The 25,971-nt window shown below is 68.7% G+C and carries 17 protein-coding genes and 1 pseudogene; 3 read left to right on the top strand and 15 right to left on the bottom strand.

Annotation, left to right across the window (positions count from 1 at the left end; all coding sequences use genetic code 11):
- Positions 1-53: 53 nt before the first annotated feature.
- From AC5P09_RS35295 to AC5P09_RS35235, 13 genes are all read right to left on the bottom strand, one after another.
- Complete coding sequence (locus AC5P09_RS35295; RefSeq protein WP_493877791.1) at positions 54-1,652, bottom strand: glycoside hydrolase family 43 protein; 1,599 nt, start codon at positions 1,650-1,652, stop codon at positions 54-56.
- Positions 1,649-2,494 (bottom strand): DUF6807 domain-containing protein, encoded by an 846-nt coding sequence (locus AC5P09_RS35290; RefSeq protein ID WP_493877790.1) that lies wholly within the window; start codon positions 2,492-2,494, stop codon positions 1,649-1,651. The genes AC5P09_RS35295 and AC5P09_RS35290 overlap by 4 nt, the downstream gene beginning before the upstream one ends.
- Positions 2,494-3,636, bottom strand: coding sequence for a Gfo/Idh/MocA family protein (locus AC5P09_RS35285; RefSeq protein WP_493877789.1), 1,143 nt, complete (start codon positions 3,634-3,636; stop codon positions 2,494-2,496). The genes AC5P09_RS35290 and AC5P09_RS35285 overlap by 1 nt, the downstream gene beginning before the upstream one ends.
- Positions 3,633-4,925 (bottom strand): pectate lyase family protein, encoded by a 1,293-nt coding sequence (locus tag AC5P09_RS35280; protein WP_493877788.1) that lies wholly within the window; start codon positions 4,923-4,925, stop codon positions 3,633-3,635. The genes AC5P09_RS35285 and AC5P09_RS35280 overlap by 4 nt, the downstream gene beginning before the upstream one ends.
- Entirely contained in the window at positions 4,922-5,818 is an 897-nt protein-coding gene (locus AC5P09_RS35275; protein WP_493877787.1) for a carbohydrate ABC transporter permease, read from the bottom strand. The genes AC5P09_RS35280 and AC5P09_RS35275 overlap by 4 nt, the downstream gene beginning before the upstream one ends.
- Positions 5,815-6,750: a carbohydrate ABC transporter permease gene (locus tag AC5P09_RS35270; RefSeq protein WP_493877786.1), complete on the bottom strand. Its 936-nt coding sequence runs from the start codon at positions 6,748-6,750 to the stop codon at positions 5,815-5,817. The genes AC5P09_RS35275 and AC5P09_RS35270 overlap by 4 nt, the downstream gene beginning before the upstream one ends.
- A gap of 93 nt (positions 6,751-6,843) precedes the next feature.
- Positions 6,844-8,580 (bottom strand): L-arabinonate dehydratase, encoded by a 1,737-nt coding sequence (araD, locus tag AC5P09_RS35265; RefSeq protein WP_493877785.1) that lies wholly within the window; start codon positions 8,578-8,580, stop codon positions 6,844-6,846.
- 5 nt (positions 8,581-8,585) lie between these two features.
- A complete protein-coding gene (locus tag AC5P09_RS35260) occupies positions 8,586-9,494 on the bottom strand; it encodes a dihydrodipicolinate synthase family protein (protein WP_493877784.1) in 909 nt (302 codons plus the stop codon).
- Complete coding sequence (locus tag AC5P09_RS35255) at positions 9,491-10,162, bottom strand: GntR family transcriptional regulator (protein WP_493877783.1); 672 nt, start codon at positions 10,160-10,162, stop codon at positions 9,491-9,493. Before AC5P09_RS35255 ends, AC5P09_RS35260 begins: the two co-directional genes overlap by 4 nt.
- Positions 10,163-10,309: 147 nt before the next feature.
- Positions 10,310-11,074 carry an MBL fold metallo-hydrolase gene (locus AC5P09_RS35250; protein WP_493877782.1) on the bottom strand — a complete coding sequence of 255 codons (765 nt, stop codon included), beginning with the start codon at positions 11,072-11,074 and terminating at the stop codon, positions 10,310-10,312.
- A gap of 38 nt (positions 11,075-11,112) precedes the next feature.
- Complete coding sequence (locus tag AC5P09_RS35245) at positions 11,113-11,697, bottom strand: TIGR03086 family metal-binding protein (RefSeq protein ID WP_493877781.1); 585 nt, start codon at positions 11,695-11,697, stop codon at positions 11,113-11,115.
- Between the two features lie 218 nt (positions 11,698-11,915).
- Positions 11,916-12,545 carry a hypothetical protein gene (locus tag AC5P09_RS35240; RefSeq protein WP_493877780.1) on the bottom strand — a complete coding sequence of 210 codons (630 nt, stop codon included), beginning with the start codon at positions 12,543-12,545 and terminating at the stop codon, positions 11,916-11,918.
- A 67-nt stretch (positions 12,546-12,612) separates the two neighbouring features.
- A complete protein-coding gene (locus AC5P09_RS35235) occupies positions 12,613-20,361 on the bottom strand; it encodes a golvesin C-terminal-like domain-containing protein (protein ID WP_493877821.1) in 7,749 nt (2,582 codons plus the stop codon).
- Positions 20,362-21,693: 1,332 nt separating this feature from the next.
- Between AC5P09_RS35235 and AC5P09_RS35230 the strand changes: the two genes are divergently transcribed.
- Entirely contained in the window at positions 21,694-22,230 is a 537-nt protein-coding gene (locus AC5P09_RS35230; protein ID WP_493877779.1) for a hypothetical protein, read from the top strand.
- Positions 22,231-22,435: 205 nt separating this feature from the next.
- Positions 22,436-22,766, top strand: a pseudogene (locus AC5P09_RS35225) (MFS transporter); the annotation flags it as partial.
- On the opposite strand, the gene AC5P09_RS35220 reads toward AC5P09_RS35225, so the two are convergent.
- On the bottom strand, positions 22,703-23,866 hold the full coding sequence (locus AC5P09_RS35220) for a hypothetical protein (protein ID WP_493877778.1): 1,164 nt from the start codon (positions 23,864-23,866) through the stop codon (positions 22,703-22,705). The pseudogene AC5P09_RS35225 and the gene AC5P09_RS35220 overlap by 64 nt on opposite strands.
- A gap of 25 nt (positions 23,867-23,891) precedes the next feature.
- Positions 23,892-24,833 carry a 5-dehydro-4-deoxyglucarate dehydratase gene (locus AC5P09_RS35215; RefSeq protein ID WP_493877777.1) on the bottom strand — a complete coding sequence of 314 codons (942 nt, stop codon included), beginning with the start codon at positions 24,831-24,833 and terminating at the stop codon, positions 23,892-23,894.
- Between the two features lie 241 nt (positions 24,834-25,074).
- On the opposite strand from AC5P09_RS35215, the gene AC5P09_RS35210 reads away from it, so the two are divergent.
- Entirely contained in the window at positions 25,075-25,899 is an 825-nt protein-coding gene (locus AC5P09_RS35210; RefSeq protein ID WP_493877776.1) for an NAD-dependent epimerase/dehydratase family protein, read from the top strand.
- Positions 25,900-25,971: the final 72 nt, after the last annotated feature.

The raw sequence follows: 25,971 nt of genomic DNA, 5'->3' as shown, positions 1-25,971 counted from the left end.
CGGCTCCCAACAGGCGTTCTACGTGCGATCAACAGACGTACGCGAGCAGTGCTTTACAGCGGGCTGATCCTGAACTGCGTGAAACTCGCCGCACCGGCCTGTCCCGGGCCGGCGGGTGCGAGGGCGAACAGGCCGAGCAGGGCGCCGACCCAACGCCAGGGGGTGGCGGCGAAGACCTGGCCGGAGGGACGCGGGCCGTCGCCGACGTCGTAGAAGAAGCGGCAGCGTGCTCCCGTGCCGATCTCGATCCGCAGCCTGGCCCGCCCCTCGGGCGCGAGCCGCGGGTGGTCGGCGTCGCGTTCCTTCTCCGCGACGGCCTCGGCGAACCGGTGCACCAGGTGGACCGTCCCGTCGGCCCCCCGCTGCAGTCCGATCCAGCTGAAGGCGTCCCCGAGTACCGCGAGCCCGGCCCGCGCCCCCGGTTCCTCGCCGTGCAGGGTCAGTTCGACCTCGACGGCGGACGGGACGCCCGGCAGCCGCTGGGTGAGGACGCTCGGCACTTTGCGCAGGTCGTGCGCGTCGGCCGAGCGGACACAGGCGAGGCGGAGGCCGTCCCCGGAGTGCTGGGTGGCCCAGCCGTCCTGCGGGTTGGCCGTCCACTGCCACTGACGGCCGAAGCGTCCGCCGGGGAAGTCGTCGTCGGTGGCGGGTGCGGCGGCCTGCTGCGGTGGCAGGTCGGGCTTCTTGTATACGGCTACGGGGGCGCCGTCGTCCCCGAGCACCGGCCAGCCGTCCGCGGTCCAGCGCATCGGCTGGAGGTGGACGACCCGGCCGTAGGCACCGCGCTGCTGGAAGTGCAGGAACCAGTCCTCGCCGGACGTGGTGCGCACCCAGCCGCCCTGGTGGGGGCCGTTGACGTCGGTGTCCTTCTGTTCCAGGACGATCTTCTCCTCGTACGGCCCGAAGAAGCCGCGCGAGCGGAAGGCGCCCTGCCAGCCGGTCTCCACGCTCCCGGCGGGAGCGAAGATCCAGAACCAGCCGTCCTGCCGGTAGAGCTTGGGACCCTCGAGGGTGAACCAGCCGGGGATACGATCCCCGTCGACGATCACCTTGCCCTCGTCGAGAAGTGAGGTGCCGTCAGGGTGCATGCGGTGGCCGGTGAGGCGGTTCTTGATGCCCGAGCGGGACTTGGCCCAGGCGTGCACCAGGTAGGCCTCGCCGGTCTCGTCGTCCCACAGGGGGCAGGCGTCGATGAGCCCCTTGCCCTCCTTCAGCAGATGGGGGCGGGTCCAAGGGCCGCGTATCTCGGGGGCGTTGATCTGGAAGATGCCCTGGTCGGGATCGCCCCAGAAGATCCAGAAGCGGTCGTCGTGATGCCTGAGTGCCGGGGCCCAGACTCCGCAGTCGTGCCGCGGTGCCCTGAACTCGCCCGCCGGTTCCAGGCGTTCGAGGGCGTGGCCGACGAGCGTCCAGTTGACCAGATCGCGGGAGTGCAGCAGCGGCAGACCGGGGGCGCGGCTGAAGCTGGACGCCGTGAGGTAGAAATCGTCGCCGACGCGGACGACGTCCGGGTCGGACCAGTCGGCGTTCAGGACGGGGTTCGTATACGTCTCGGCGGCCGGGACAGGGTGCGGGTTCGTCTCGGCGGCCGGAACAGGGTGCGGGTTCGTCTCGGCGGCCGGAACAGGGGTCGGGTTCGTCTCGGCGGTCACAGGCTCACCGCCTTGCGGATGAGGGCGGCGGCGCCGTCCCGGTCGAGGCGGCCGTCGGCGACCACGGTGACGATCCGGCGCACGACGGTGTCGCCCGGCTCGATCGGCAGCCGCTCGTCGTACGCCAGGGACGAGCCGACGCCCGGGTACTCGGCGGTGCGCACGAACCATGGGTCCCGGCGGGTCTGTTCGGTGGCGCCCGCGAAGACCAGGGTCCAGTCGGCGCCGGCCAGGGCGAGCCAGTCGGCGCGGGTGCCGTGGATCTCGGCCTCGCCCTCGGTGCCGGCGGTGAAGACCCGCGGGTTCTCCTGTTCCTTGCGGGCCCGCCAGAAGAAGCCGCCGTAGGCCGCGCCGGGGCGCCCGTTGGTCGCCGGGCTGCCGATCGACAGCGGGTCCGGCGTGACGTTGGTGAGGGAGAAGGTGAAGTCCAACGCCCAGGCACTGTCGGTGAGTTCGGTGGCGGCGACGGTACGGCGCTCGCGCAGCAGCTCACCGCCCGCGGCCACCCAGCGCAGTTCCTCCACGAGCCCGTCGGGGTCGCGCAACTGGAACGCGGTGTGCCGCTGGGCGCCGTGGTTGTCGAGCTCGGTCGGGCCCTGGTCGCGGACGTAGGTGCGGCCGCCCCAGAAGTTGAACCCCTCGACGTCGGGAACGGCGACACCGACGCCGAGGTGGTGGATGTGGTCGGCGGGGCTGAGCTCGGTGACAGCCGTGCCGGCCAGGGTGGTGACGGGGTGCAGGTACGGGCGCGGGGAGAGCCGGGGCGGCAGCTCGGGCCGGGTGACGTACCGGCCGACCGGTCGGCCCCCGACACGCAGCACCGGCGAGTCGTTGGTCGTCATCAGGTGCTCACCTCGTTTCGTGGCGCCCACGAGGCGCCCAGCTCTGAGTAGAGGGCGAGAGTGTCGGCGGCGGCCGCGACCAGTCCGTCGATGCCGGGGACGACCCTGCGCCGCTCGCCCGGGAGCAGATGCCAGGCGCTGTCGGGCAGCGGGGCCGGGTCGGGCGCTTGCCGGATCGCCTCGACGACCTTCATGAAGGCGCCGGTGGCATCCGGAGTGACCAGCAGTTCCGCACCGTCGGTGAGGTGCTCGACGAGGTTCTCCAGCAGGTCGGTGCGGCCGTACTCGTACTCCTCGGGGCCGTGGTCGGCCCGCTGGAGCAGCACGCGGTCCTGCTTGTACCAGAAGGTGATCCGGCCGCTGCTGCCGTGCGCGACGACGTACGGCTCGTCGGGGTCCTCGGCGCACAGGGTCGCGGCGACGGTGACCGGGAGGCCCCGCGTGGTGGTCACGCGGACGCAGGAGGTGTCGTCGGACTCGATGTCGTTGGCGCGCAGCAGCTCGGTCTCGATCCCGGCGACGTCCTCGGCACGCGAGGCGCCGGCCAGCGCGAGGGCGGTGGCGACGGCGTGCGCCAGCGGGTTGGTCAGCACCCCGTCGATCACGTCGACACCGTTCAGCCGCCGCTTGCCGGCCCAGGGCGCCCGCCGGTAGTACGCCTCGGGGCGCGCCCAGGCGCCGGCCCCGCCGACGCCGACCAGGTCGCCGATGGCACCCTCGCCGATCAGCTCGCGGATCGCGGGCACGGCGTGCGAGCCCAGCGACTGGAAGCCGATCTGGCAGACCACCCCGGCCTCGGCGACCCCGTCCGCCATGCGGCGGAACTCGGCGTACGAGGGGGCGGGCGGCTTCTCCAGCAGGAGGTGCACGCCCCTGCGCGCGGCCGTCAGCGCCAGGTCCGTGTGGGTCGGGATCGGCGTGCAGATCACCGCGATCCGGGCGCCGGTCGAGTCGAGGAGGGCGCCGAAGTCGGCGGACTGCTCCGGCGTGCCGAGGCCCTCGGGGAGCTCGTCCGCGGTCAGCGGGGTCAGCTCGCAGATGCCGGCGAGCCGGACGATGCCCTTGTCCTGGAGCCTGCGGATGTTCTCCAGGTGCCAGTGGCCGTGGCCACGCGCTCCCGCCAGGACGATGTCTACGGTCATGGGGTCCTCCCTGCGCCCGCGCCGCGTGCCACCTCTCGGTCGGCCGTGGCGGCGCTGTCGATCTCTGTGTGCAGGGTGGGTACCCAGCCGACGTCGGCCGTGAGGTCACGCTCGCTGCCCGAGTTGTAGGCGTTGTGGATCGTGAGCAGGTCCACCGGATAGCCGTTGAAGAGGCTGCCGCGCTGGTGGAGGGCGGTGCCGTTCCAGCTCTTGACCAGGTCGGCGGCCTCGATGTGGCCGGGGGTGGTGAAGGCGTTGTTCTCGGCGTGGATCGCCGATTCGGTGGACACTCCGATGGAGTAGCGGTAGTCGTGGGCGTCCTTTGGGACGACGTACCGGTTGTTGTAGAGGTGCACCTGGCCGAAGCGGACGCGGGGGGCGCGCTGGACGACGGACTCGAACTCGTTGTGGTGCAGGGTCACCCGGAGCTTGCCGCGGTCGCCGGTGGCCGTGTCGCCGTTGCCGATGAGCATCGCCTTGTCGTGGTCGGCGAACCGGCTCCAGGAGACGGTGACCAGGTCGGAGCCGTTGGTGATGTCGAGCAGGCCGTCGTGGCGGAGGTAGTTGCGGGCGAAGTAGGTGGGCTCCTTCTCGTCCGGGTGGCCCTTGTCGCTCGCCGTGACGTGGTCGATCCAGACATGGGTGGCGCCGGTCAGCCACAGGGTGTCGTACGCCGTCTTCCAGTCGCCGAGGCCGCCGGTGTTGGGCTGCCAGACGGGGAAGCAGTCGTAGGCGTCGCGCAGTTCGAGGTTGCGGACGATGACGTTGTCCGCGTTCTTCACCTGGAGGCTGGCGCCCTTGAGGACCGCTGAGGAGCCGAGCCCGACGATCGTGGTGTTCGAGCCGACCGGCAGGACGATCCGCTCCGCCTGCTTCGCCGCCGAGGCCTGGCGGGCCTCCTCCTGCGGGCCGCTGGGCTTGGCCGCACCCCACGTACGGGGGTCGTAGGCCGCCAGGTACTTCTTCAGGCCGTAGCCGTCGGTGGCGTAGTCGGCGCAGTCCAGGCGGTCGCCGTCGTCGTCGGTGTTGGCGTCGATGGTCCCGGCGATCTTGATGATCTTCGGGGTGGCGCTGCCGCCGTCCAGGGCACGGACCAGTCCGGCGCGGTCGGTGACCGTGTACACATGGGCGTCATCGGCCGCCGCGCCCCCGGTGGTGCCGCCGGCGGCGGCCGCCCAGCCGTCGTTCGGGGCCAGGGTCTCGCGGCTGATGTCACGGGCCTCGGCGTGGGCGGGGACGCAGAGCATCCCCAACAGGCCTAGGGCGACGGCGAGGTGACGCTTCCTCATCCCTTCACCGCCCCCGCGCTGAAGCCCGTGATCAGCCACTTCTGGATGAAGGCGAACACGATCACGACGGGTACGGCCGCGATGATGCCGCCCGCGGCGAGCGCGCCGAGGTCGACGCTGTCCGCGCTCATCAGGGTGTTGAGGCCGACCGGGATCGTCTGCTTGCTCTGGTTGTTCAGGAACATCAGGGCGAACAGGAAGTGGTTCCAGGAGTGCACGAAGGCGAAGGAGCCGACGGCGATCAGACCGGGCCGCAGCAGCGGCAGGACGACGATCCGGAACGCGGTGAACCGGTTGCAGCCGTCGACCCAGGCCGCCTCCTCCAGCGAGTACGGCACGTTCTTGATGAAGTTGCTGATCAGGATCATCGACAGTGGCAGCTGGAACACGGTTTCCGCGATGATGACGCTGCCCAGCGAGTTGATCATCTGGAGCTCGGCGAAGATCTCGAACAGCGGCACCAGGAGCAGCGCGCCCGGCACGAACTGCGAGCACAGCAGGGCCAGCATGAAGGCCTGCTTGATCTTGAAGTTGAAGCGGGCGAGCGCGTAGCCGCCGGCCAGCGCGACGAGGGTCGTCATCACCAGGGTGGCGAGACCGACGAGCACGCTGTTCTCGAAGTAGGTGGCGAAGGCGCGCTCCGTCCACACCTTCTCGAAGTGGTCGAAGGTGATCGGCCAGGGCACGAGCGAGGTCGAGCCGGCCGGGCGCAGCGCGAACAGCAGGATCCAGTAGAAGGGGATGAGCGTGAAGACGAGGTAGATCGACAGCGGCAGGTAGATCTGCCAGCGGGGTGCCTCGTCCCAGGCGGGACGCTTCTTGACCGGGCGCTGCGGTTCGGGAACCGTGCGCCGGGGGGCCGGTGCGACCGCGGTGGCCTCCTTGGTGCTCACTTGTCCCCACCTCCGAACTTGCTCAGGCGCAGATAGACCATCGAGCAGAAGAGCAGGATGACGAACGCGACCGTGGTCAGGGCGGACGCGTAGCCGAAGTTGTGCGCGTCGACGCTGGTGTTGGCGATGTAGAGCGGGAGCGTCGTCGTCTCGCCCGCGGGTCCGCCGCCGGTGAGGGTGTAGAGGAGGTCGACGTTGTTGAACTCCCACACCGCGCGCAGCAGCGTGGACAGGATGATCGCGTCCTTCAGGTGCGGCAGCGTGATGTGCCAGAACTGCTTGATGCGGCTCGCCCCGTCGACCTCTGCGGCCTCGTACAGGTCCTTCGAGACGGACTGCAGGTCGGCGAGGATGAGGATCGCGAAGAAGGGGACACCGCGCCACAGGTCGGCGACGATCGCCGCCGGGAACACGGTCGAGGTGTCCGACAGCCAGCTGGTGCCGTAGCTGCCGATGCCCATGTCCGCGAGGTAACGGGTGATGCCCGTCTGGGAGTTGTAGAGCAGCACCCAGATCGCGGAGGTGAGCACGCCGGAGACGGCCCAGGGGGAGAAGACCATGGCGCGTCCCAGGCCCCGGCCCACGAAGGTCTGGTTGACGATCAGTGCCAGCGCCAGACCGAACAGCAGCTGGAGCCCGACCTCGACGACGACCCACTTGGCGCTGAAGACCAGCGTGTCCCAGAAGATCGGGTCCTCGGTGAAGGCGTGGACGAAGTTGTCGAAGCCCGCGTAGCCGTTCCGCCACGGTTTGGTGGGGTTGTAGTTCTGCAGGCTGTAGTAGAAGACGCTGATGACCGGATAGGCGATGAAGCCCAGCATGAGCAGGGCCGCCGGCGCGATCAGCAGGTAAGGGAGCCTGCGCGGCGTGGCGGAGGCACGGCGTCGCCGGGGTGGCGCGGGCGGTTTCGCCACGGCTGCGGCTTGGGCCACGACTGTTCTCCGTTTCTGGGTACGTCGTGCGTTCTGGTGCGGGTGAAGCGCTTTCTGTATGTGCATGGGTGTGCGGGTGGGTACTGCTGTGGTTCAGCCCGCGTACGGGTCCTGCACCTTGCCGGGGCGGGCCAGGAACTCGAAGTCGCAGCCCGTGTCGGCCTGGGTGATCTGTTCGTTGTAGAGCGCGCCGTAGCCACGCTCGTACCGCACCGGCGGCGGCGTCCACTCGGCCCGGCGACGCTCCAACTCCTCGTCGTCCACGTTGAGTTGAAGAGCACGGGCCTCGACGTCGAGGGTGATGCTGTCGCCGGTCCGTACCAGGGCCAGCGGTCCGCCGATGTACGACTCGGGCGCCACGTGCAGCACACAGGCGCCGTAACTCGTGCCGCTCATCCGGGCGTCGGAGATGCGGACCATGTCCCGCACACCCTGCTTGAGCAGGTGGTCGGGGATGGGCAGCATGCCGTACTCGGGCATGCCCGGTCCGCCCTTGGGCCCGGCGTTGCGCAGCACCAGCACGCTGTCGGCGGTGATGTTCAGCGCCGGGTCGTTGATGGTGCGCTGCATCGTCCGGTAGTCGTCGAAGACGACGGCGGTACCGGTGTGCTTGAGCAGGTGCGGCTCGGCCGAGATGTGCTTGATGACCGCGCCGTCCGGGCAGAGGTTGCCGCGCAGGACGGCGACCCCGCCCTCGTTCGCGACCGGGTTGTCCCGGGGCCGGATGACGTCGTCGTTGTGCACCTGCGCGCCGGAGATCTGCTCGCGCATCGTGTCGTACGAGACGGTGGGCCGCTCCAGGTGGAGCAGGTCCGGGATCCGGGAGAGGAAGGCGGGCAGACCGCCGGCGAAGTGGAAGTCCTCCATCAGGTACGTCTGTCCGCCGGGCCGTACGTTGGCGAGCACCGGGACCGTGCGGGCGATGCGGTCGAAGTCGTCGAGGGTGAGCTTGACGCCCGCCCGGCCCGCCATGGCGATCAGGTGGATCACGGCGTTGGTGGAGCCGCCGAGGCCGAGGACGGTGGTGACGGCGTCCTCGAAGGCGTCGCGGGTGAGGATCTCGCTCAGTTTCCGGTCCTTGTGGACCAGCTCGACGATCCTGAGGCCCGCGGCCGCGGCCATCCGGTCGTGCCCGGAGTCCACGGCCGGGATGCTGGAGGCACCCGGGACCGTGACACCGAGGGCCTCGGCGGCGGCGGTCAGCGTGGACGCCGTACCCATCGTCATGCAGTGCCCGGGCGAGCGGGCGAGGCCGGACTCCAGCTCGGTCATCTCGCAGTCGCCGATGAGGCCGGCCCGCTTGTCGTCCCAGTACTTCCACATGTCGGTGCCGGAACCGAGGATCTCGTTGCGCCAGTGGCCCGGCAGCATGGGCCCGGCCGGCACGAAGACCGCGGGCAGGTCGGCGGTCGCGGCGCCCATCAGCAGGGCGGGCGTGGACTTGTCGCAGCCGCCCATCAGTACGGCCCCGTCGACCGGGTAGGACCGCAGCAGCTCCTCGGTCTCCATCGCGAGCATGTTGCGGTAGAGCATCGGGGTCGGCTTCTGGAAGGTCTCCGAGAGGGTGGAGACCGGGAATTCGAGCGGGAAGCCCCCGGCCTGCCACACCCCCCGCTTCACCGCCTGCGCGCGGTCGCGCAGATGGACGTGGCACGGGTTGATGTCGGACCAGGTGTTGAGGATCGCGATGACCGGCTTGCCCAGGTGCTCCTCGGGCAGGTAGCCGAGCTGGCGGGTGCGGGCGCGGTGGCTGAAGGAGCGCAGGCCGTCTGTGCCGTACCACTGGTGGCTTCTGAGGTCTTCGGGGCGCCTTCTGATCGGCTCGTTCATCCCGTTCACATGGACCACCCCGCGGCTATGGCGGCGACTTCCGCCCGCTCTTCCTCGGGCAGCTGCCGGCTCGGCGGCCGGACGTCACGGCGGCACAGGCCGAGGGAGGCGAGGGCCTCCTTGACGACGGTGACGTTGTTGGCGGAGCCGTTGGCGGCACGCAGTTCCTCGAAGCGGCGGATCTGCTCCCAGACCTTCATGGCGGCCGGGAAGTCGCCGGATCGAAGCGCTTCGATCATGTTCAGCGAAACGGCCGGGGCGACGTTCACGAGTCCCGAGGTGAAGCCGGTGGCGCCCGCGGAGAAGTACGAGGGGGCGTACGGCTCGGCGAGACCGGCGACCCACACGAAGCGGTCGAGGCCGGCGTCGCGGGCGAACGCGGCGAACCTGGCCGCGTCCGGGACGGCGTACTTCACGCCGATGACGTTCGGGCAGGCGTCGGCGAGTTCGGCGAGCCGGAAGCCGTGCAGCTGGGCGTTGCGGATGTACGGGACGACACCCAGCTCGGGCACCGCCTCGGCGATCGCGCGGTGGTAGTCGACCCAGCCGCTCTGCGAGACGTACGGGTGGACGGGCTGGTGGACCATCACCATCTGGGCGCCCTGCTCACGGGCGTGCCGGGCGGAGGCGACGGCGGTCGGCACGTCGTGCCCGACCCCGACGAGGATCACGGCACGGTCGCCGGTCTCGTCGATGGTCCACTCGGTGACGAGCTGCCGCTCCCGGGGGGTGAGGGCGTAGAACTCCCCGGTGTTGCCGTTCGGGGTGAGGGTCCTGACCCCTCCGTCGAGGAGACGACGCAGCAGGGCCCGGTGGGTGGCCTGGTCGATGGTGCCGTCCTCGGCGAACGGCGTCACCGGGATCGCCACCACGTCGGCCAGGGCCGTCCGCTGGGTCTCGAACGTCGTTGTCATGCCTGACCGTCCTCTCCCTGGGCCGCCCCGGGCTCCGCCTGCGGGAAGGCCCGTTGCACGAACGACCCGATGTGCGCGTGCAGGGCGCGGGCCGCGCCGTCGGCGTCACCGGCGAGGGCGAGCCGCAGGATCTCGCGGTGCTCGCCGGCCTCCCGGTCCCAGGACGGCGAGGCCGCCCAGGCGACGGCGGAGACCAGGGCCGCCTGGTCGCGGACCTCGTCGAGCATCCGGCCGAGCAGCGGGTTGCCGCAGGGCAGGTACAGGGCGCGGTGGAACTCACGGTTGGCGAGCGACCGTTCGGCGGTGTCCGTGGCCCCGTCGGCACGGGTCAGCGCGTCCCGCGCGGCGTCGAGGGACGCCCCGCGCTGCACGGCACGCTTCAGCGCCTCGGGCTCCAGGAGCAGTCGGACGTCGTACACCTCGCGCGCCATGTCCGCGTCCACCATGCGCACCGTGACGCCCTTGTACTGGTTCATCACGACGAGCCCGGTGCCGGCCAGGGTCTTGAGCGCCTCGCGCACCGGGGTCTTGGACACCCCGAACTGTGCGGCGAGCTCGGTCTCGACCAGAGCCTGCCCCGGGGTCAACTGCCCGGTGAGGATGCGGTGTTTGATCCCTTCCAGCACGTACTGCGTGCGGGAGGGGATCGGCGTGGGCACAGAGGTCATGCGCGCCTCTCGGATCTCGCGTATCGGATCTCACGTATCGCGTCTCATATATGACGTACGAAGTACGACGGCTTGAAGGTAGGAGGGGGCGCGTGTTTCGTCAATGCTTCTGACAAAGGAAGGTGAGGTTGCGGTAAAGACCGCCGGTCAGACGGCCCGGGTCTCCCCGACGCGGGCGGCGGCTGTCGGCCCGCCGAAGACGGAGGCTGCGCGGGCGGTCGCCGCCTCGGGGGTGAGCGTGGGCCCGACATGCGTGACGAGCAGCTGCCGTACGCCGGCCGCGCGGGCCGTGGCGCCGGCGTCCTCGGGGGTCAGATGTACCTGTTCGCCTTCGCGATGTGCGTCGATGTCGGCCTCGCAGAGGAACAAGTCGGCGCGCTCGGCGAGTTCGGTGAGGGCGGCGCAGGGCCCGGTGTCGCCGGAGTAGGCGAGGGTGCGGCCGCCGGTCTCGGCGCGCAGGCCGTAGGCCTCCACGTCGTGCTTGACCTCGTGTGCGGTGAGGAGCAGTTCGCCGTGCCGGGCGCTGTGGCCGTCGTACAGGGTCCGGAAGTCGAAGACGCCGCTCAGGAACCCGGCGTCCGGCCGCCCGAAGAACCCGGCGAGGCGCTGGGCGCAGCCTGCCGGGGCATAGACGGGAATGGGGGTCGACGGGGTCAGTCCGCCGTAGGCCAACCCGTATACGGCGGAGAGCAGATCGGCGTTGTGGTCTGCGTGCAGATGCGAGATCCAGATCGCGCTGAGCCATGCCGGATCGGTGTGCCGCTGCAACTCCGCGAAGCTCCCGGGCCCGGCGTCCACCCACACCTCGGCACCGCCACCGCGCACCAGATAGCCGGAGCAGGGCCGGTCCGGCCGCGGGTGCGGGGAGGCCGTGCCGAGGACGGTGAGGGTGAGGGTGAGAGAGCCGGGCATGCAGGGAGCGTACGTGCCCGGTGATCGCACCCCGGGATTTACCGCGTCCAGCCCGGATCCCGCCCGCTCAGCCCCAGCGCCCGGTCGAGCAGCGGAGCGTCGGCCGGGACGGGGACGATGGGGCCGAAGATGCTGTCGCGGGTCGGGTCGTCGGCTGCTGCGAGGAGGAAGTCGTGAACGGCCTGCAGTGCGGCGGGGTCGGCGTCGTACGGCTGGCCGGTTGCCCGGGCCAGGTCCCAGCCGTGGATCATGATCTCGTCGACCGCGACGAGGCCGGCGACGGGACCGGGCAGGTCCACGCCGCCCGCGCGGGTCATGCCGGTCCAGGCGGCCGGGTCGCGCCACGCGTCGGCGAGCTCGTCGAGCACCTTGGGCAGCTCCTGACGCCAGCCCGGCCCGATGTCGGGCAGCGCGGACGTCGGGCTGGTGTCCGTCGTGGCACCCAGATCCTTGCGCCCGGCGTCACGGAAGGCGACGGCCAGGCCGGCCAGGTGCCCCAGCAGGTTGCGCACCGCGTAGTCCGGGCAGGGCGTCGGGGCCGAGAGCTGCTCGTCGGTCACGCCCTCCGCCAGGCGCGCCACGATCCGGGCCTGGGGTCCGAGGTCGAGGGTGGTGTCGGTCATTGCCGCTCCTCACACAGGTGGTCTTGAGAGGTAGACCGACGGCGGACCCGAAACTCATCGGCCGGCCGTGTTCGGGCCGGTGGTGTCCGACCCGCCGGCAGAGGACGACGTCGAGGTCGCCGGAAGGCGTACACCTACCGCGACCTCCCGCCCACCGAGCCGACCGGGCCCCCGGCCATCGTTCCGCTGTTGCTCCGGCGTCGGCTGCCAGGCGTGATTCAGGACATGAGACCGCGTCTCATATCGGCCCACCGGGTGAAGAGTTCAATGAATGGATCGTTTTCGCCCATCTTGGAGAGCAGATCCTCAATCCTCTCCCGAGAGTAGTCGTCAATCATGAGCAGCAACTCCGACTTGAGCGCCCCGCGACGACGAATCGACGGCGTTTCCGGCGACTGGATCGCCGTGAGAAGGTTCTCTCGGACGAGCAGGTGGCGGATTCTTGGAACCTCGGCCACCAGCGCTTCGCCGAGTACCTCCCCCACCTCGGCGCGGTTCCTGTCGCCAAAGGCCCATCTCGTACGGGCGACACCCGACGAAGCAGGGTCATGAGCCACCGAATCCGGCGGCATCAAAGAGTAGGACGCCAGGGCTCCCGACTCGTTCGCCTCGGGAACGCCGGCAACCATGTACTGCCGGTTCACGAACTGCCAATAGGGCTCAGGAACGAACAAACACGAGACATGAAAAACCACTGCATCGGGATCAATGCGCATGGGCGCGAAGCTCATGAAGGCAACATCTCCGGAGTCACCGTCGAGTCTGTACAACCGCCCTTTCTTTCTGAAGCCAAGAGGCTTCAGCTCGGGCGTTACAAAATCCCTCAAGAAGTCGGACAGTTCCTTCACGGCCACCACCAGCTATTTCGATTACACGGAACCCCCGCGAATATACTATTCGCGGGGGTTCCGAACATCAAGCGGCCAATCCATACCCGGTGAGAGCGGCCGCACCTGCACCTACGGCTGCTTCGGGGCCCATCACGACCGCTCCCCCGACCACTGCCATGCCGGCTAGCGTGAACAGCGGAATGACCAAGGGGTCCCACCCGCCGTTGTTGGACAGCGGCCTCGTTCCAACTCCTTCCTGCCAAGCCGTACCTGGGTATGCACCAGGTCCGGGGCCCGCCGATGGATTCGGCGTCCGACTGGCGGCAGCTTCTCGGGCCACTGCCATGGAGCTGTTGTTGAAGATCTTCTTGAACTTCTTTTCGCTGCCCCTTCCGTAAATGACCGCACCTTCCTCCGGCCCCATGACCTTGTCGCCGTTTCCGACCGCATAGGGCCCGCCGATCATCCAACCGAGGACTGCGTTCTCCCCATTGGCCTTGAGACGGTTCACGTACCACTCGGCCTCAGGTACCGCCTTGCTCGCCTCCCCGACCGACTTGACCTCCCAGACGTAGTAGACGTCGGCCTTGGCGTCGTAGCCGAGGATGTCGGGCGTGCCGAAGCTGCAGTTGGGAACCGCGAGTCCTCGGTTCCTCCGCGGCGTCCCTCGATTGCCGTTGCGGGGGGACATGCACTCCTTGTTCGCCCCGGGAATGGCGCTTTGGTCCGGAGTCAGCACTGAGAATTCAGTCGCCCCGATGCTCGCGGCTTGCGCCTCGATTTCCTGGATTGCACGGGCCTGGGCCAGATTGTGCCGCGTGGTCTTGTTCCCTGTCTTTCCGGGAAGTGCCGCATTCCGGCCGACCGTGACGGCATTGCACCCACTGACGCCCGAACACAGGGCATCGACCGACGTATGACCATCGACTTCGATCTGCGAAATGGGATTTCCGCCTGTGAAGGCGTAGCGGTTCCCCGTGAAGGGATCAGAGCCAAGGCCCATGTCGGCGAGAGCGCCGGTGTACATGTCCCGGGTGGTGAAGCGGTTCAGGCCCGGGTCGTAGTCGCGGAAGCCCATGTCGTAGGTGCCGGAGCGGGCGTCCCAGCGTTTCGCGTTGTAGCGGTAGGGGTTGTAGGCCTCCTTGGTCGGATCCGTGGTGCTCGGTTTGTCGATGCCGGTGAACTCGGACTTGTCGTCGGAGCCGTACGCGGTGTAGCCGTAGGTGGCCTTCGTGTCACCGTGGTTGTCCGTGACGGTTTCGACGTCGGTGTGGCTGTTGTAGCCGTAGTAGCCGTCCTCGGTCGTGCCGTCGCTGTTGTGCGTGACCTGCGACAGGCGCTCGCCCCACGGGCTGTACTGGTACGACTTGGTCAGCTCGCCCGCGACCTTCTCGTCCAGGACCTCGTTCGACAGACCCAGGTACTCGTAGTCCGTCGTCTTGCCGTCCGCCGTCTTGGACGTGGTGCGGTCGAGCGGGTCGAAGGCGTACGTGGTGGACTTCATCGCCCCCGTGTCGTCCTTCTTCTGGGACTCCACGACGTGGTCGAAGCCGTCGTACACGCTTCGGGAGATGATCTGCCCGCCCGAGGTGACGGACTCCTGGCGGCCGAACGGGTCGTAGTTGTAGTTCGACGTCGCACCGCCGACAGCGGTGGCGCTCAGCAGGCGGTTGCGGTCGTAGTCGTAGTTGGTTGTGAGGTTGCTGACGGTCTGGCTGATGACATTGGCGTTGTCGTCGTAGACGTAGCTCTCGGTCTCCGCGCCGTTGCCCGTCTTGACCGCCTGGGTGAGCCGGTCGGCCGGGTCGTAGGTGTAGTCCGTCGTCGATGACAGGTACGCCGCGTGGTCGTCGGCGTTCATCTTCTTCGCGACATCCTGCGCCTTGTTACCGTTGGGGTCGTAGGCGTAGGTGTGCGAGGAGACGAGGGTGCCGTTGGGCTTCTTCTCCGTCGACGACTTCAGCGCCGCGTCCAGGTAGTAGCTGTAGTCAACGGTGTTGCCGTTGGCCTTGGTCTCCTGGAGTGGCTGACCACGATCGGTGTAGGTGTACGACGTCACCTTCGGCGAGTTGTCCGTGGCCGACTTGCCGACCGAGACCGTCTTCACCAGGTTGCGCAGGTCGTACGTGTACTTGGAGAACTGGTCAGGGTGCGTGACCGTGTCCGGCTGGCCGTTCGCGTCGTACGCGTACGAGGTGGACTTCTTCTCCTGCCCGGACAGCGACTCGGTCACCTTCTGGACCTGGTTGAGGCCCGTGTAGGTGATCGCGTACCCGTCGATCTTCGCGGTCGACGAGGTGTCGTCGATCGACGTGAGGTTGCCGTTGAGGTCGTAGGAGTAGACGAAGTTGCTCTTCTCCGTGTCGGCCGGGTCGCCACTGGTGTCACGGACGAGCTTCACGCCGTCCGCGACGACGACACCACCGCTGTTCTGGAACAGTTGCAGCTTGGCCGCGTTGCCCTGATTGAAGGAGTAGGAGCCCAGGGAGACCCAGGTGCCCTGGTTCGCGGTCGCGTTCTGGTCGATCGTCTTGTCGACCGTGCCGGTCCCGTGGGTGAGCGTGTACTTCGCCGTCGTCGCGGCGCCCGTCACCTTCGGGAACTTCACGTACGCGGTGTACGTGCCGTCCTTGGGAATGTTGAGCGTCCACGTGAAGGCGTCCGTACCGGTGCCCGCCGCGTGGGTCTCGTGGTTGTAGCCCTGCTGGCCGGCGATGTCTGCCTTCGTCCAGGTGCCGGTCTTCGAAGTGTTCTGGGTGTCGGAGTTGTCCACCAGGACGACCGACCTGCCCACCGGGACGCCATCGTCCGCACGGGACTTCAGCGAGCCGTCGGGATGGAACGACCACGTCATCGTGCGGTCCGAGGAGCCGCCCGCCGAGGTCAGGGTCCGCTTGGTCTGCTGGCCCAGGTCGTTGTAGTCGTAGGTCGTGGCGATGTCCCACGGGTCCGTGGCCGATCGCACCCAGCCGTTGTCGAAGTAGGCGTAGGCGGTGTCGTTGCGGACCGTCTCACCGTCCGACGGCGGCAGCGAGGTCTTCGCCACCTGGCCCACCTTGTCGTAGGTGGTCTCCGTGTAGACGCTGGCGTCGTTGTAGCGGCTGTCCGCCGGGTCGTAGGGCTGGTACTGCTTGACCGGGCGGTTCAGCGTGTCGTACTCGACACGGGCGGTGAACGCGCTGGTCGTACCGGCCGCCGTCGCCCGCGGTGTGAGCACCTTGGTGTTGTTGCCGGCCTGGTCGTACTCGTACTTCGTCGTGCGGTACGTGATGGTCGAGGTGCCGTCGTGCGGGACCTTGAGCTCGGTCGGCTTGCCGCGCTCGTCGTAGGTGATGAGCGAGGTGTTGTTGTCGGCGTCCGTGGTCGAGGTGACCAGCGAGTCCTTGTCGTAGCCCTTCTTGGTGGTCTTGCCGACCGCGTCCGTGACGGCCGTGACCCGGTGGTTCAGGTCGTAGACGGTCTTGATCGTGTAGTCGGTGGTGTCGGCGGTGGCGTTCTTCTTGGGGTCGATGACCTTGGTGACGTTGCCGACGTTGTCGTACTCGTACGAGACCTTGTCGCCCTGGGCGTTGACCACGGAGGTGAGCTGGTAGATCTCGTCGTAGTAGTTGGTTGTGACGTAGTCGGTCGTGTCCGTCGTCGTCGCCGTGCCCTTGGGCTCCGTCGTCGCCTTCAGGTTGCCGACGTTGTCGTAGGTGTAGGTCGTGGTGCGCGGGTCGGTCTGGTTATTCGCCGGCGCCGTCGCCGAGCTGACCTGGTCCGCGTCGTCGTAAACGGCCGTGGACACCGCGCCGTTCGGCGCCGTCGCCCTGGTGACGTTGTCGTTGACGTCGTACACCGGTGCGGGCGTGGTGATCAGGGTGCCCGCCGCCTGGTCCTTCGGCACCGTGTTGACCATCGGACGCCCGAACGTGTCGTAGGTCTGCGTGGTCACCTTCTGGTTGGCGTCGGTGACCTGGGTGACCTGGCCCCGCTCGTCGTAGACGTACTTGGTCGGGTTGGACTTGGCGTCGGTGATCGTCTTCGGGTAGCCGACCGCATGGAAGTCGCTGTACGTCGTCGGGTTGCCGTTGGCGTCGGTCGCCTTGGTCAGCTCACCGTAGGAGTCGTAGTCGTACTTCGTGATGTAGTCGTCCGGCACCGATGTCGTCGCGACACCCTTCGGGTCCGTGACCGTCTTCAGGTTGCCGAAGGAGTCGTAGCCGAACCGCCAGGCGCGGCCCTCGGGCGACTTCTTCTCGTAGAGGTCGGCGGTGTAGCCGTTCAGGCCGGTCTGGTAGGTGAGGGTTGCGGGGGCCGTGCCGTTCTTGTTGGCCTCGGCGTCCTTCTGCTCCAGCGGATAACCGGTCTTGGGGTCGTAGACGTAAGTCGAGACCGCGCCGTCGATCGCCTCGAGACGCGTCACGTTGTTGTCGGCGTCCCAGTTCAGCTTGGTCGGCTCTGACTTGGCGTTGGTGATCTGCGTGGGGCGGCCGTAGCCGTCGGTGTCATAGGTGGTGGCGTGGGTCTGGGCGTCCGTGACCTTCGTCCGGATCGTCGATCCGGACGTGCCGTCGGGGTCGGTGTACTCGAAGAGCGTGGGGTTGTCGAGCCGGTCCTCGATCGTCTTGGCCCGCCAGTGGAACTTGGGGTCGTCGCCGGCCTGCGGGTAGTAGTAGTCGAGGGACGTGGCGTGGCCGCGCGGGTCGGTGACCGTCACCAGCTTGACGTTCTTGTTGCCCTGGGTGGCGTCGTAGGTGAACTTGAAGACCTTCGGCTGGTTGGAGCCGTCACCGTCGGTCATCTCGCTCAGCAGGCCCTTGTCGCTGTAGACGATGGAGACCTTGCGGGTCGAGACGTCGGTCATCGACTTGACATGGTCGATGATGTCGGGATCGGTGAGGTTGCTCCCCGTCAGCTTCGCACCGGTGTCGTCGATGTACGAGTAGGTCTCACCCTTCGCGTAGTACTCGACCGTGAGGGTCCTGCGTCCCGCCGGGTCGGTGATGTACCGCAGCAGCTTCGCCCGTTTGTTGCCGGACGTGAGCTTCTGGTAGGTGAACGTCTGCGTGTTGCCGTTGTTGTCCACGACCGACGTGAGGTAACCGTCGCAGTCGTACCAGAACTGGGTGCGGTCCGGACGGGTCATCTTCCACGCACGCTGGGCGGCATCCTTGCCCGGGGTGCAGTCGACGCCTGCCACCTGCTCCAGCAGGTAGTGCACACCGGCGGGCGCCTTCCAGGTGCTGGTCGCCGAGTCCCAGCGGAAGATGTGCGAGGTGCCGTCACCGTCCGGGAGCGTCACCTCTGTCGGATTCGGGTTCGGGTGGAAGTCGAGTGCGGCGCCCATCCGCAGCGGAGCCGCCGCCTGGCCCGACCAGCCCTGGCCCAGACCCGTGTCGGAGGTGTCCAGCGAGTTGTAGTTCAGCCGGGCGAAGGTCGACAGACCACGGCCCGGGTTGTTGAAGATGTTGTAGGACCAGACGTTGTTGCCTGCGTGGACGTTGTTCATCACCGTCGAACCGGCGCCGGTGTTCTTGCCGGTGTAGGTGTAGAACTTCTCCAGGCCGAGCTGGTCCGAGGTCGGGTCCTCCACCGCCACGCGCTGGGGCAGACCGGTGATGCCCGCCGACTGCGAGAGCCACTGGCCGGTCGTCTTGTTGTAGACGTCCCAGGTCAGGTCGTACTCGGTGCGCTTGTTGCCGCTGTCCGAGTTGATCGGGGCCTTCACCTGGGCGTCCACGCCCACCGTCTCACCCGCGGAGACGGAGCTCTCCTCCATACCGCCGGGGAGCGGCGTCTGGATCTGGTTCCCACCGGTGGTGACGTCCGTGCCGTCGGGCAGCGACCAGTGGTACGACAGCACGTAGTCGGAGATGTTCCAGCGCGACGTGGTGGTGTTGGAGACGTTCACCCGCGTGGTGATGGTGTCACCGGGGATCATCCGGGCCGGCGTCTGCGGCGCGGAGTACGTCGCGCTGGTGTCGAGGTAGGTCAGCACCAGCTGGGGCCGCAGTTGGGTCTCGGGTGCTTCCGAGGACAGGAACATGGTCTGTTCCTGCGGTCCGGCGGTTCCTTCGTCGCTGAGCTTCAGCAGGACGCCTTTGTTGGTCGCCGAATCGTTCAGCCAGTTCTGGGCGAGGGAGGTGACATACCACTCGTGCCAGCCGGACTCATTGAACGTGAAGTTGGACTGCTGCCCCTGCAACGAGCCGAAGTCGCCGCCCGCAGTCGTCCAGTTGGTGGTGGAGTTCGCCTTGGTCCAGGTGGCGGTCGCCTCGTCGAAGTCCTTGGTGAGACCGTGGACGTTGAAGACCGCGCCGGTCGTCCGGCTGGTGGTGGAAGCGCTCCAGAGTCTGGCCTGGGCGTTGAGCAGCCTGGCGGTCGACGGCAGGGTGGGCATCTGGAACTTCACCAGGGCGCGCGTGTCACCGAGCGTCGTCGAGTTGTTCCCGACGGAAAGCCACTTCTGTGCCGCGCCGTTGCTGCTGACCGTGTCGTGCGCCGTAGTCGACTCGGTCGAGGACAGAGTGGTGTCCGTGGTGCCGGACTGGACGATCTTCGTGGTCCGGTTGGGGAACGGCGCTATGACCCGCTGGGTCGGAGCGGTGACCAGTTGCCCGTCCTGGGTCTTCACGGCGACCATGTAGTAGTACGTCTTGACCCCGTCCTCCGCGTTGGGGTTGCTGGGCTCCGCGGAGGTGTCGACGTAGGTCGTGGACGTGACGGGCGCGACGAGCGTCGCCGCCGAGGGCGTGAAGTCAGGCGTCGTGCCGCGGTGCACCTGGTACTCGACCAGGTCGTCGCCGGTGGCGGTGGACGGGTCGGCGTACGTGGACCAGGACAGTTCCGCACCGGTGTCGTGGATCGTGGTGGGCGCGGCGAGCGTGACGCCGGGACGGCCGTAGATGACCGTCAGCTTCGGGAAGACCGTGGGCTCGGCACTCGGCCAGCTGGACGCGCCGGCATCGAGCTCGGACGAGACATAGCTCGGCCCGCCCTTGCCCAGCACGGACTCGTCCGCCGCCTTCAGCACGAAGCCGTTGTTGGTGTACGTGCCGTTGATCCAGGACTGGACCGTGTCGGTGACCGAGAAGGTGTGCCGCACACTGTTCGCGGCGTTGGCACCCTTGGTCACCGTCGCGGCCTTGGTCAGCCGGACGGCGTCGGCGATGGTGCGCTTGGTGGAGTCGCCCGTGTCGCCCAGTACCACCTTGCCCGCCGTACCTGCGGCGAAGGACTGCGAGCCGAGCGTCGTCCACACACCGGAGGTGCCCGTGGTCTGGTTGACCGTGTAGGACGCCGTCCCGCCGTTGTACGTCACCGTGAACGGGGCCGCGGTCGTCGCGTCCGTGGTGCCGGCGTGGTGCACCTCGACCTTGTAGGTGCCGGACTCGGGCAGCTTGGGCTGCCAGGTGTACGACTCCCCTGTGGCGGTGTTCTTGTTGTACGCGTAGTCGTTGCCGACGTTGATACCGCCGGTGGTGCCCACGACCGGCCACACCCCCACCGCGGCCGTGGTCCCGGCGTCGCCGTCGTCCACGGTGACCGAGGTGCCCGACAGCTCACCGGTGATGCCCTGCGCCTTCTCCCACGTGGCCGTGGTCTCGTCCCAGGACCCGGTGGCCCGGTGGGCCTCGATGGCCACGCTGTTGGCGTTGGTGGTGTGCGTCTTGTCGTAGTACAGGCTGAGCTGCGCGTCGTCGATCTTGGTGCCCGCCGGGACGGCGCCGAGCGGGAACTTCACCAGGGACCGGATGCTGCCGTAGGCGTTGGTACCGACGTTCAGCGGATAGCGCGTACCGCTGCCGTCGCCGTCGTTGTAGTTGAACGTCGGCGCCTGCGAGGCGATCATGGTGTCCTGCATGCCGGGCACCTGGGTGGCGATCACGACCGTGGGGTCGATGGCGACCGGATACCGGCGCTCGGGAGCGGCCAGCCACTTCGCGTCGGGCACGACGCTGAGCCGCCAGCCCGCACCGTCCTTCACCAGCTTCTGGCTGACTGCTTCGCTGCGCTCCTTGGCGGCGTCCGTCATGAAGGGCGCCGGGATGGTCAGCACCGGACTGCTGGAGAGCTGCCCGTAAAGATCGATGGCGCCGCTCTTGCGCAGCTTCGGGGTGAGCCCGTCCGTGGTGATCCGGAAGGTGAACTGCTGGGGGGTGGTGGGCCGCTCGTTGAGGACGATGTCCTCCTTGACCTCCCCCACCCGGACGTCGTAGACGAGATCGGCTCCACCGAGGGCATCGGGGTAGCTGACCGTCGTGCCCTTCGCCTTGGGCTTCAGTTTCCCGGCCTTCCGGCCGTCGTCCACCAGTCCGAAGGTGACCGATTCGCCGGACTCCGTCTCGTACCGCATCAGCCGCTGCGGATCGGAACCGAAGTAACTCCGCCCCGCGTTGGGGGTGTTCGCGTAGACGAAGCCCTTGCGGTCGGTCTCCGACACCGTGGTGTCGATGGGCTTCCACTCCTTGCCGGCGCGATACGACGTCGCGCGCGACGAGATCTCGGCCTCGATGCGGCCGTCCGAGAGCTGCCAGTAGCGCGCGTTGGCGGTGCGCTTGCCGGTCAGCTCCTTCACCCGCTTGGCCTTGGGCGCCCTCTTGCCCTTGGGGAGGTGCTGACGCTGCGGAACGTCGGGGTCCTTGGAGTGCGCGGGCTTGTGGTCTGCCTTGTCGTCGTCGGAGAACCAGCCCGCGATCGTGTCGAAGATCCCTGGCCCGTCGTCTCCCGATTCTTTCTCCGCAGCGGCGAATGCCGGTGTCTGCAACAGCGGTACGCAGAGCGCTCCCGCCACCGCGACGGCCAGCAACCGTCTGGATTTCGATACCACGAAGGAATCTCCTGTCGTTATCCGCTACGCCCGGATGAACGCAGCGAAATAAGCCCTCTCGCCGAGCAAGACGGCTTGCCATGCCCGGCCCGGAGGGCCAGCAACACGCATGCCGGCCCTGCGTGTTGAGGAATGGCCAGGGCAAGCGGTCGGATCTTTGAGAACTGAATGAATCCATGTCAAGCGTTTGCCCATAGATGGATTTATCTCGGTATGCACCATCCGGCCGACTGATTTCCAGTTGAATCCAATAGCAGAGGAAATAGGACCGAATTGCCGAGCCGTGGATTTCCACCTGGCGATCCGCTATGGTCAGCCGACTTTTCGCCAGGACCCTTGGGAGAGAAGAAAGCCATGACCTCCACCGAGTCGCCGACGACGACATCCACGGAAGGGGACGGCCAATGCTCTGACGAGCACCCCGAAGTCGGCACCCCGGCCGGCTTGTGGCACCGGATACCCAGGCCCCTCCTCATCGGCGGGATCATCCTGCTCGCCGTCGCGGCGGCCGTCCTCGCTGTGGCGATCGCACTCTCCGGGCAGGACGAGGAGCCGACGAAGACGGCGAAGATCCCGACCTACGACGTCACCTACACCGTCACCGGCACGGCGGACGTCAGCGTCTCGGTCAGCAAGGGCAACGGTCCCGCCCTTCGCGGCGGCACGCTCACACCGACGAAACTGCCCTGGACCAAGCACATCTCCATGCCGGCTGACGGCACTCCCCCCACCATGGAAATCCTCCTCGGCGAGAAGGGCGGCCACGCCGAGTGCACCCTCAGTGTCTACGGCAAGCTGGCTTCCCGCTCCGTCGCAGAGGGCACCTTCGGCCGCGCGACCTGCAGCGCCCCGGCCCCGACCTCAGCACCGCCGGTCTCTCCCTCATCCTGACGGAGGGCGGTCCGCGCAGACTGCGGCCTGAACTGCACGGGCCGCTGCTCCACCACCCGGCGACTCACCAAATGAGCTGGCCCCTGAGGCACCTGCCCGATCCCCACCCCCGGCCCTCAGCACCACCATCACCACGCATGACAACGACCTGGACAGTGACGCGCGTTCTGTGTGACCGCAACGCCGGCCTGTACTGCATGCTGGCGTCGGCTCCTTCGCGGTGGGCCTCGCCTCGATGCGCAGCGCGGCGATCAGCGCCGGTCTGCCGTGTGTGCTGATCGCTGCGCTCACGGCCGTGCAGCGCGCGACGCGGGGTCCGCTGCTGGGCCGGGTGTTCGCCACGGCCAGAGCCTGCTTTTCGCGCCGAACGTGCTCGGGCCGGCCGCGGGCGCCGCCCTGGTCGAACCGGTCGACCACCGGCTCCTGTCGGCGTCCTCGGTGTGGTGTGGCCGCCGGCCGCGGTGCCGCTGCTTCAGAGCCCGGCGAGCGCCTCCCGGACCGCATCCAGGTCCCCGTCCGACGCCAACCCGGCGTGATAAAGCCGCAGTTCCGTGGCCCCCAGTTCCCGGGCCCGTGCCGCGTCCGCCCGGACCGTGCCCGGGCTGCCGCCCATGCCCGAGACCACACCGAGGTTGGCGGCGACGACCGCGCCCTCCCGCCGCTGCTGCGCGAAGGGCGTCAGCAGACCGGGACCGCCCGCGCACGGCACGACCACCCCGTCCGCGACGGACAGGATGTGCGCGGGGTCGACGCCGGGGTTGGCGCCGACGTGGTACGTCACGGGGTCGGCGTGCAGCAGTACCTGGAAGCCCTCGGGAGCGGCGGCGCGGACCGCGGCGACGGCCGTCTCCTGGAGCGTGCGGGCGGTGTCGTCGCGCCACGCGCGCGTGGCGGCCGCCGTCTCCTCCCCGAGGAGTTTCTCGACCCCCGCCCAGCCTCCGTCGTCGGGCGCCCCCTGCCACACCGGCTCCAGCGCCGTGCGTACGGCGGCCGCCAACTCGTCGGCGTCCAGGCCCTGTCGGCCGTAGCCCTCCCGGCAGGCCGGGCAGAAGCAGAGCGCCATCAGGTACTGTCCGGCGTCCCCGAGGCCGACCCCGCCGGTCTTGTCGTGGGCGTGCAGGTGCTGGAGGCCGTACCAGCCGAGGGACTCCAGTTCGGTGCCGCGCGCGCCGGGCCGTACCGCGGCCTCGGCGGCCAGGTCGACGAGGTACGCGCGCGTGGCGGGCTGTGCGATGCAGGGGGCCCACGGGTAGCGGTCGCCGTAGGCGTTGACGACCGAGGTGTCCGGGTGGTCGGCGCCCAGGCGGGAGTTGTGCGCGAGGACGACCCAGGTGTGCACCTCGAGCCCGGCGTCCGCGAGAGCGGCGGCGGCCTCGCCGAAGGCGTCGCCCAGGGCCCAGTCGCCGGCCGCGTACGGGCGCAGGGCCCGCCCCTCCCAGCGGTCGTCCGTGGGGTACAGCACGGCCGCGTGCTCGGCGGTGACGATGCGGTGGCGCGGGTGGCGGGGGGTCAGGGCGCGGGTGGAGTGGTAGGCGGCGGCGAGGGTCGCCTGCTGTACGCCGAGGGCGGCGATGCGCTCGGCGGCCTCGGGGTCCCCGTTGACATCCCAGGGGTAGACGAACGTAGACGCCTTCACTTGTCCTCCGCCGTGTTCTCCGCGATCACTGGTTCTCGTCGAGCAGTGCGTACCCACGCTCGATCACCTGAGCGAGCTGCTTGACATGATCCTCGCTCGGCTCGTGCAGCGGCGGCCGCACCTCCCCCACGTCGAGCCCGCGCATCCGTACGCCGGCCTTGACGAGGGCGACGGCGTAGCCACGGCCCTGGGCGCGCAGTTCGACGAAGGGCCGGTAGAAGCCGTCGAGGAGGCGGTGGGCGGTGGTGTCGTCGCCGGTCTTGTGGGCCTCGTAGAAGGCGAGGGCGATCTCCGGGGCGAAGCAGAAGACGGCGGAGGAGTAGAGGGTGATGCCGAGGCCGCGATAGGCGAGCTGGGTCTGCTCGGCGGTCGGCAGGCCGTTGAAGTAGAGGAAGTCGCCGGGGATCTCGGTCCGTACGGCGCTCACGATCCGCTGCATCAGGTCCAGGTCGCCGAGGCCGTCCTTGAAGCCGATGATCCCGTCCGTGCGGGCCAGCTCGACGACGGTCTCCGGGGTGAACACGGCGTTGTCGCGCTGGTAGACGATCACCGGCAGCCCGGTCGCCGCGGCCACCTCCCGGTAGTGCCGCAGCAGGCCTTCCTGTCCGGCGACCACGAGGTACGGCGGCATGGCGAGCAGCCCGTCCGCCCCGGCCGCCTCGGCCAGGCGCGCGTACCGCACGGCGAGCGCGGTGCCGTATCCGGCGCCCGCGACCACCGGCACCCGGCCCGCCGTCTCCTCCACGGCCGCCCGCACGCACGCCTCGAACTCCTCGGGCGCGAGCGCGTGGAACTCCCCGGTGCCGCAGCAGGCGAAGACGGCGGCGGCGCCGGCCTCCACCCCGCGGCGCACATGGGCGCGGAAGACGTCGAGGTCGACGGAGCCGTCCGGGCCGTAGGCGGTGACGGGGAAGAACAGGGGCCCGCCGGGGATGCCGAGTCGAGCGGCGAGGGGGGCTGACGTCACGGGCTCTCCCTAGAACAGGCGCTCATGCTTATGATTCGCATCCATATCTATGAACGCCTCCACCCTAAGGAGCCCCTTCAGGGCCGGTCAAGCGCGCAAACCGCCATCCCAGAAGCGAATTTCCCAGGTCCGCGCGATACTTGACGGGATATGCCGGGGCTCCTTAGCGTGTCCACGCATGTGAATGCAGTCCACACATACGCCCACCTGTCACAGGCGGCGGACCCAAGGAGACCCGAGGATGCCCGCTCCCCGCATCGTTCTGCTCACCGGCGCGGCCGGCGGGCTCGGCTCCCTGATGCAGAACCTGCTCCCGGCCTTCGGCTACGAACTGCGCCTGCTCGACCTGCGTCCCATCGACGGCGAGCCGGACGCGATCGTCGCGGACCTCGCGGACAAGGACGCCGTGCGCGAGGCCGTGCGGGGCGTCGACGCGATCATCCACCTCGCGGGCATCTCCCTGGAAGCCTCCTTCGAGAAGATCCTCAGCGCGAACATCGTGGGCACGTACAACCTGTACGAGGCCGCCCGCGAGGAGGGCATCGAGCGGATCGTCTTCGCCTCCTCCAACCACGCGGTCGGCTTCACCCCGCGCCCCCAGGACGACACGCCTCTCGATCCGGACGCCCTCATCCCCATCGACACCCCGCACCGCCCGGACACCTTCTACGGCCTGTCGAAGTCCTTCGGCGAGGACCTCGCGCAGTTCTACTGGGACAAGCACGGCATGGAGACGGTCTCCGTGCGCATCGGCTCGTGCTTCCCCGAGCCGACCAGCGTGCGCATGCTCTCGGTGTGGATGAGCCCCGCCGACGGCGCCCGCCTCTTCCACGCGGCCCTGACCGCCGAGAACGTGGGCCACACCGTCGTCTACGGCTCCTCCGCCAACACCCGCCTGTGGTGGGACCTGACCACCGCACGCTCCCTCGGCTACGAGCCGCAGGACGACTCCGAGCCGTACGCGGAGAAGCTGATCGCCGAACAGGGCGAGCTGGACCCGGAGAACGTGGCGCACGCCTACCTCGGCGGCCACTTCGTGAGCGACCCGCCGATCTGGCCGTACTAGGGGGTGTTTCGAAAGTCCCGCACAGCACCCACGGCGCCCGGCACGCACTCTCGCCGCACCGGCCGAAACCCC

The organism is Streptomyces sp. a15, from assembly GCF_059026085.1.
The sequence above is the reverse complement of the archived record's forward strand: the minus strand, read 5'-3'. Positions and strand labels throughout refer to the sequence as shown.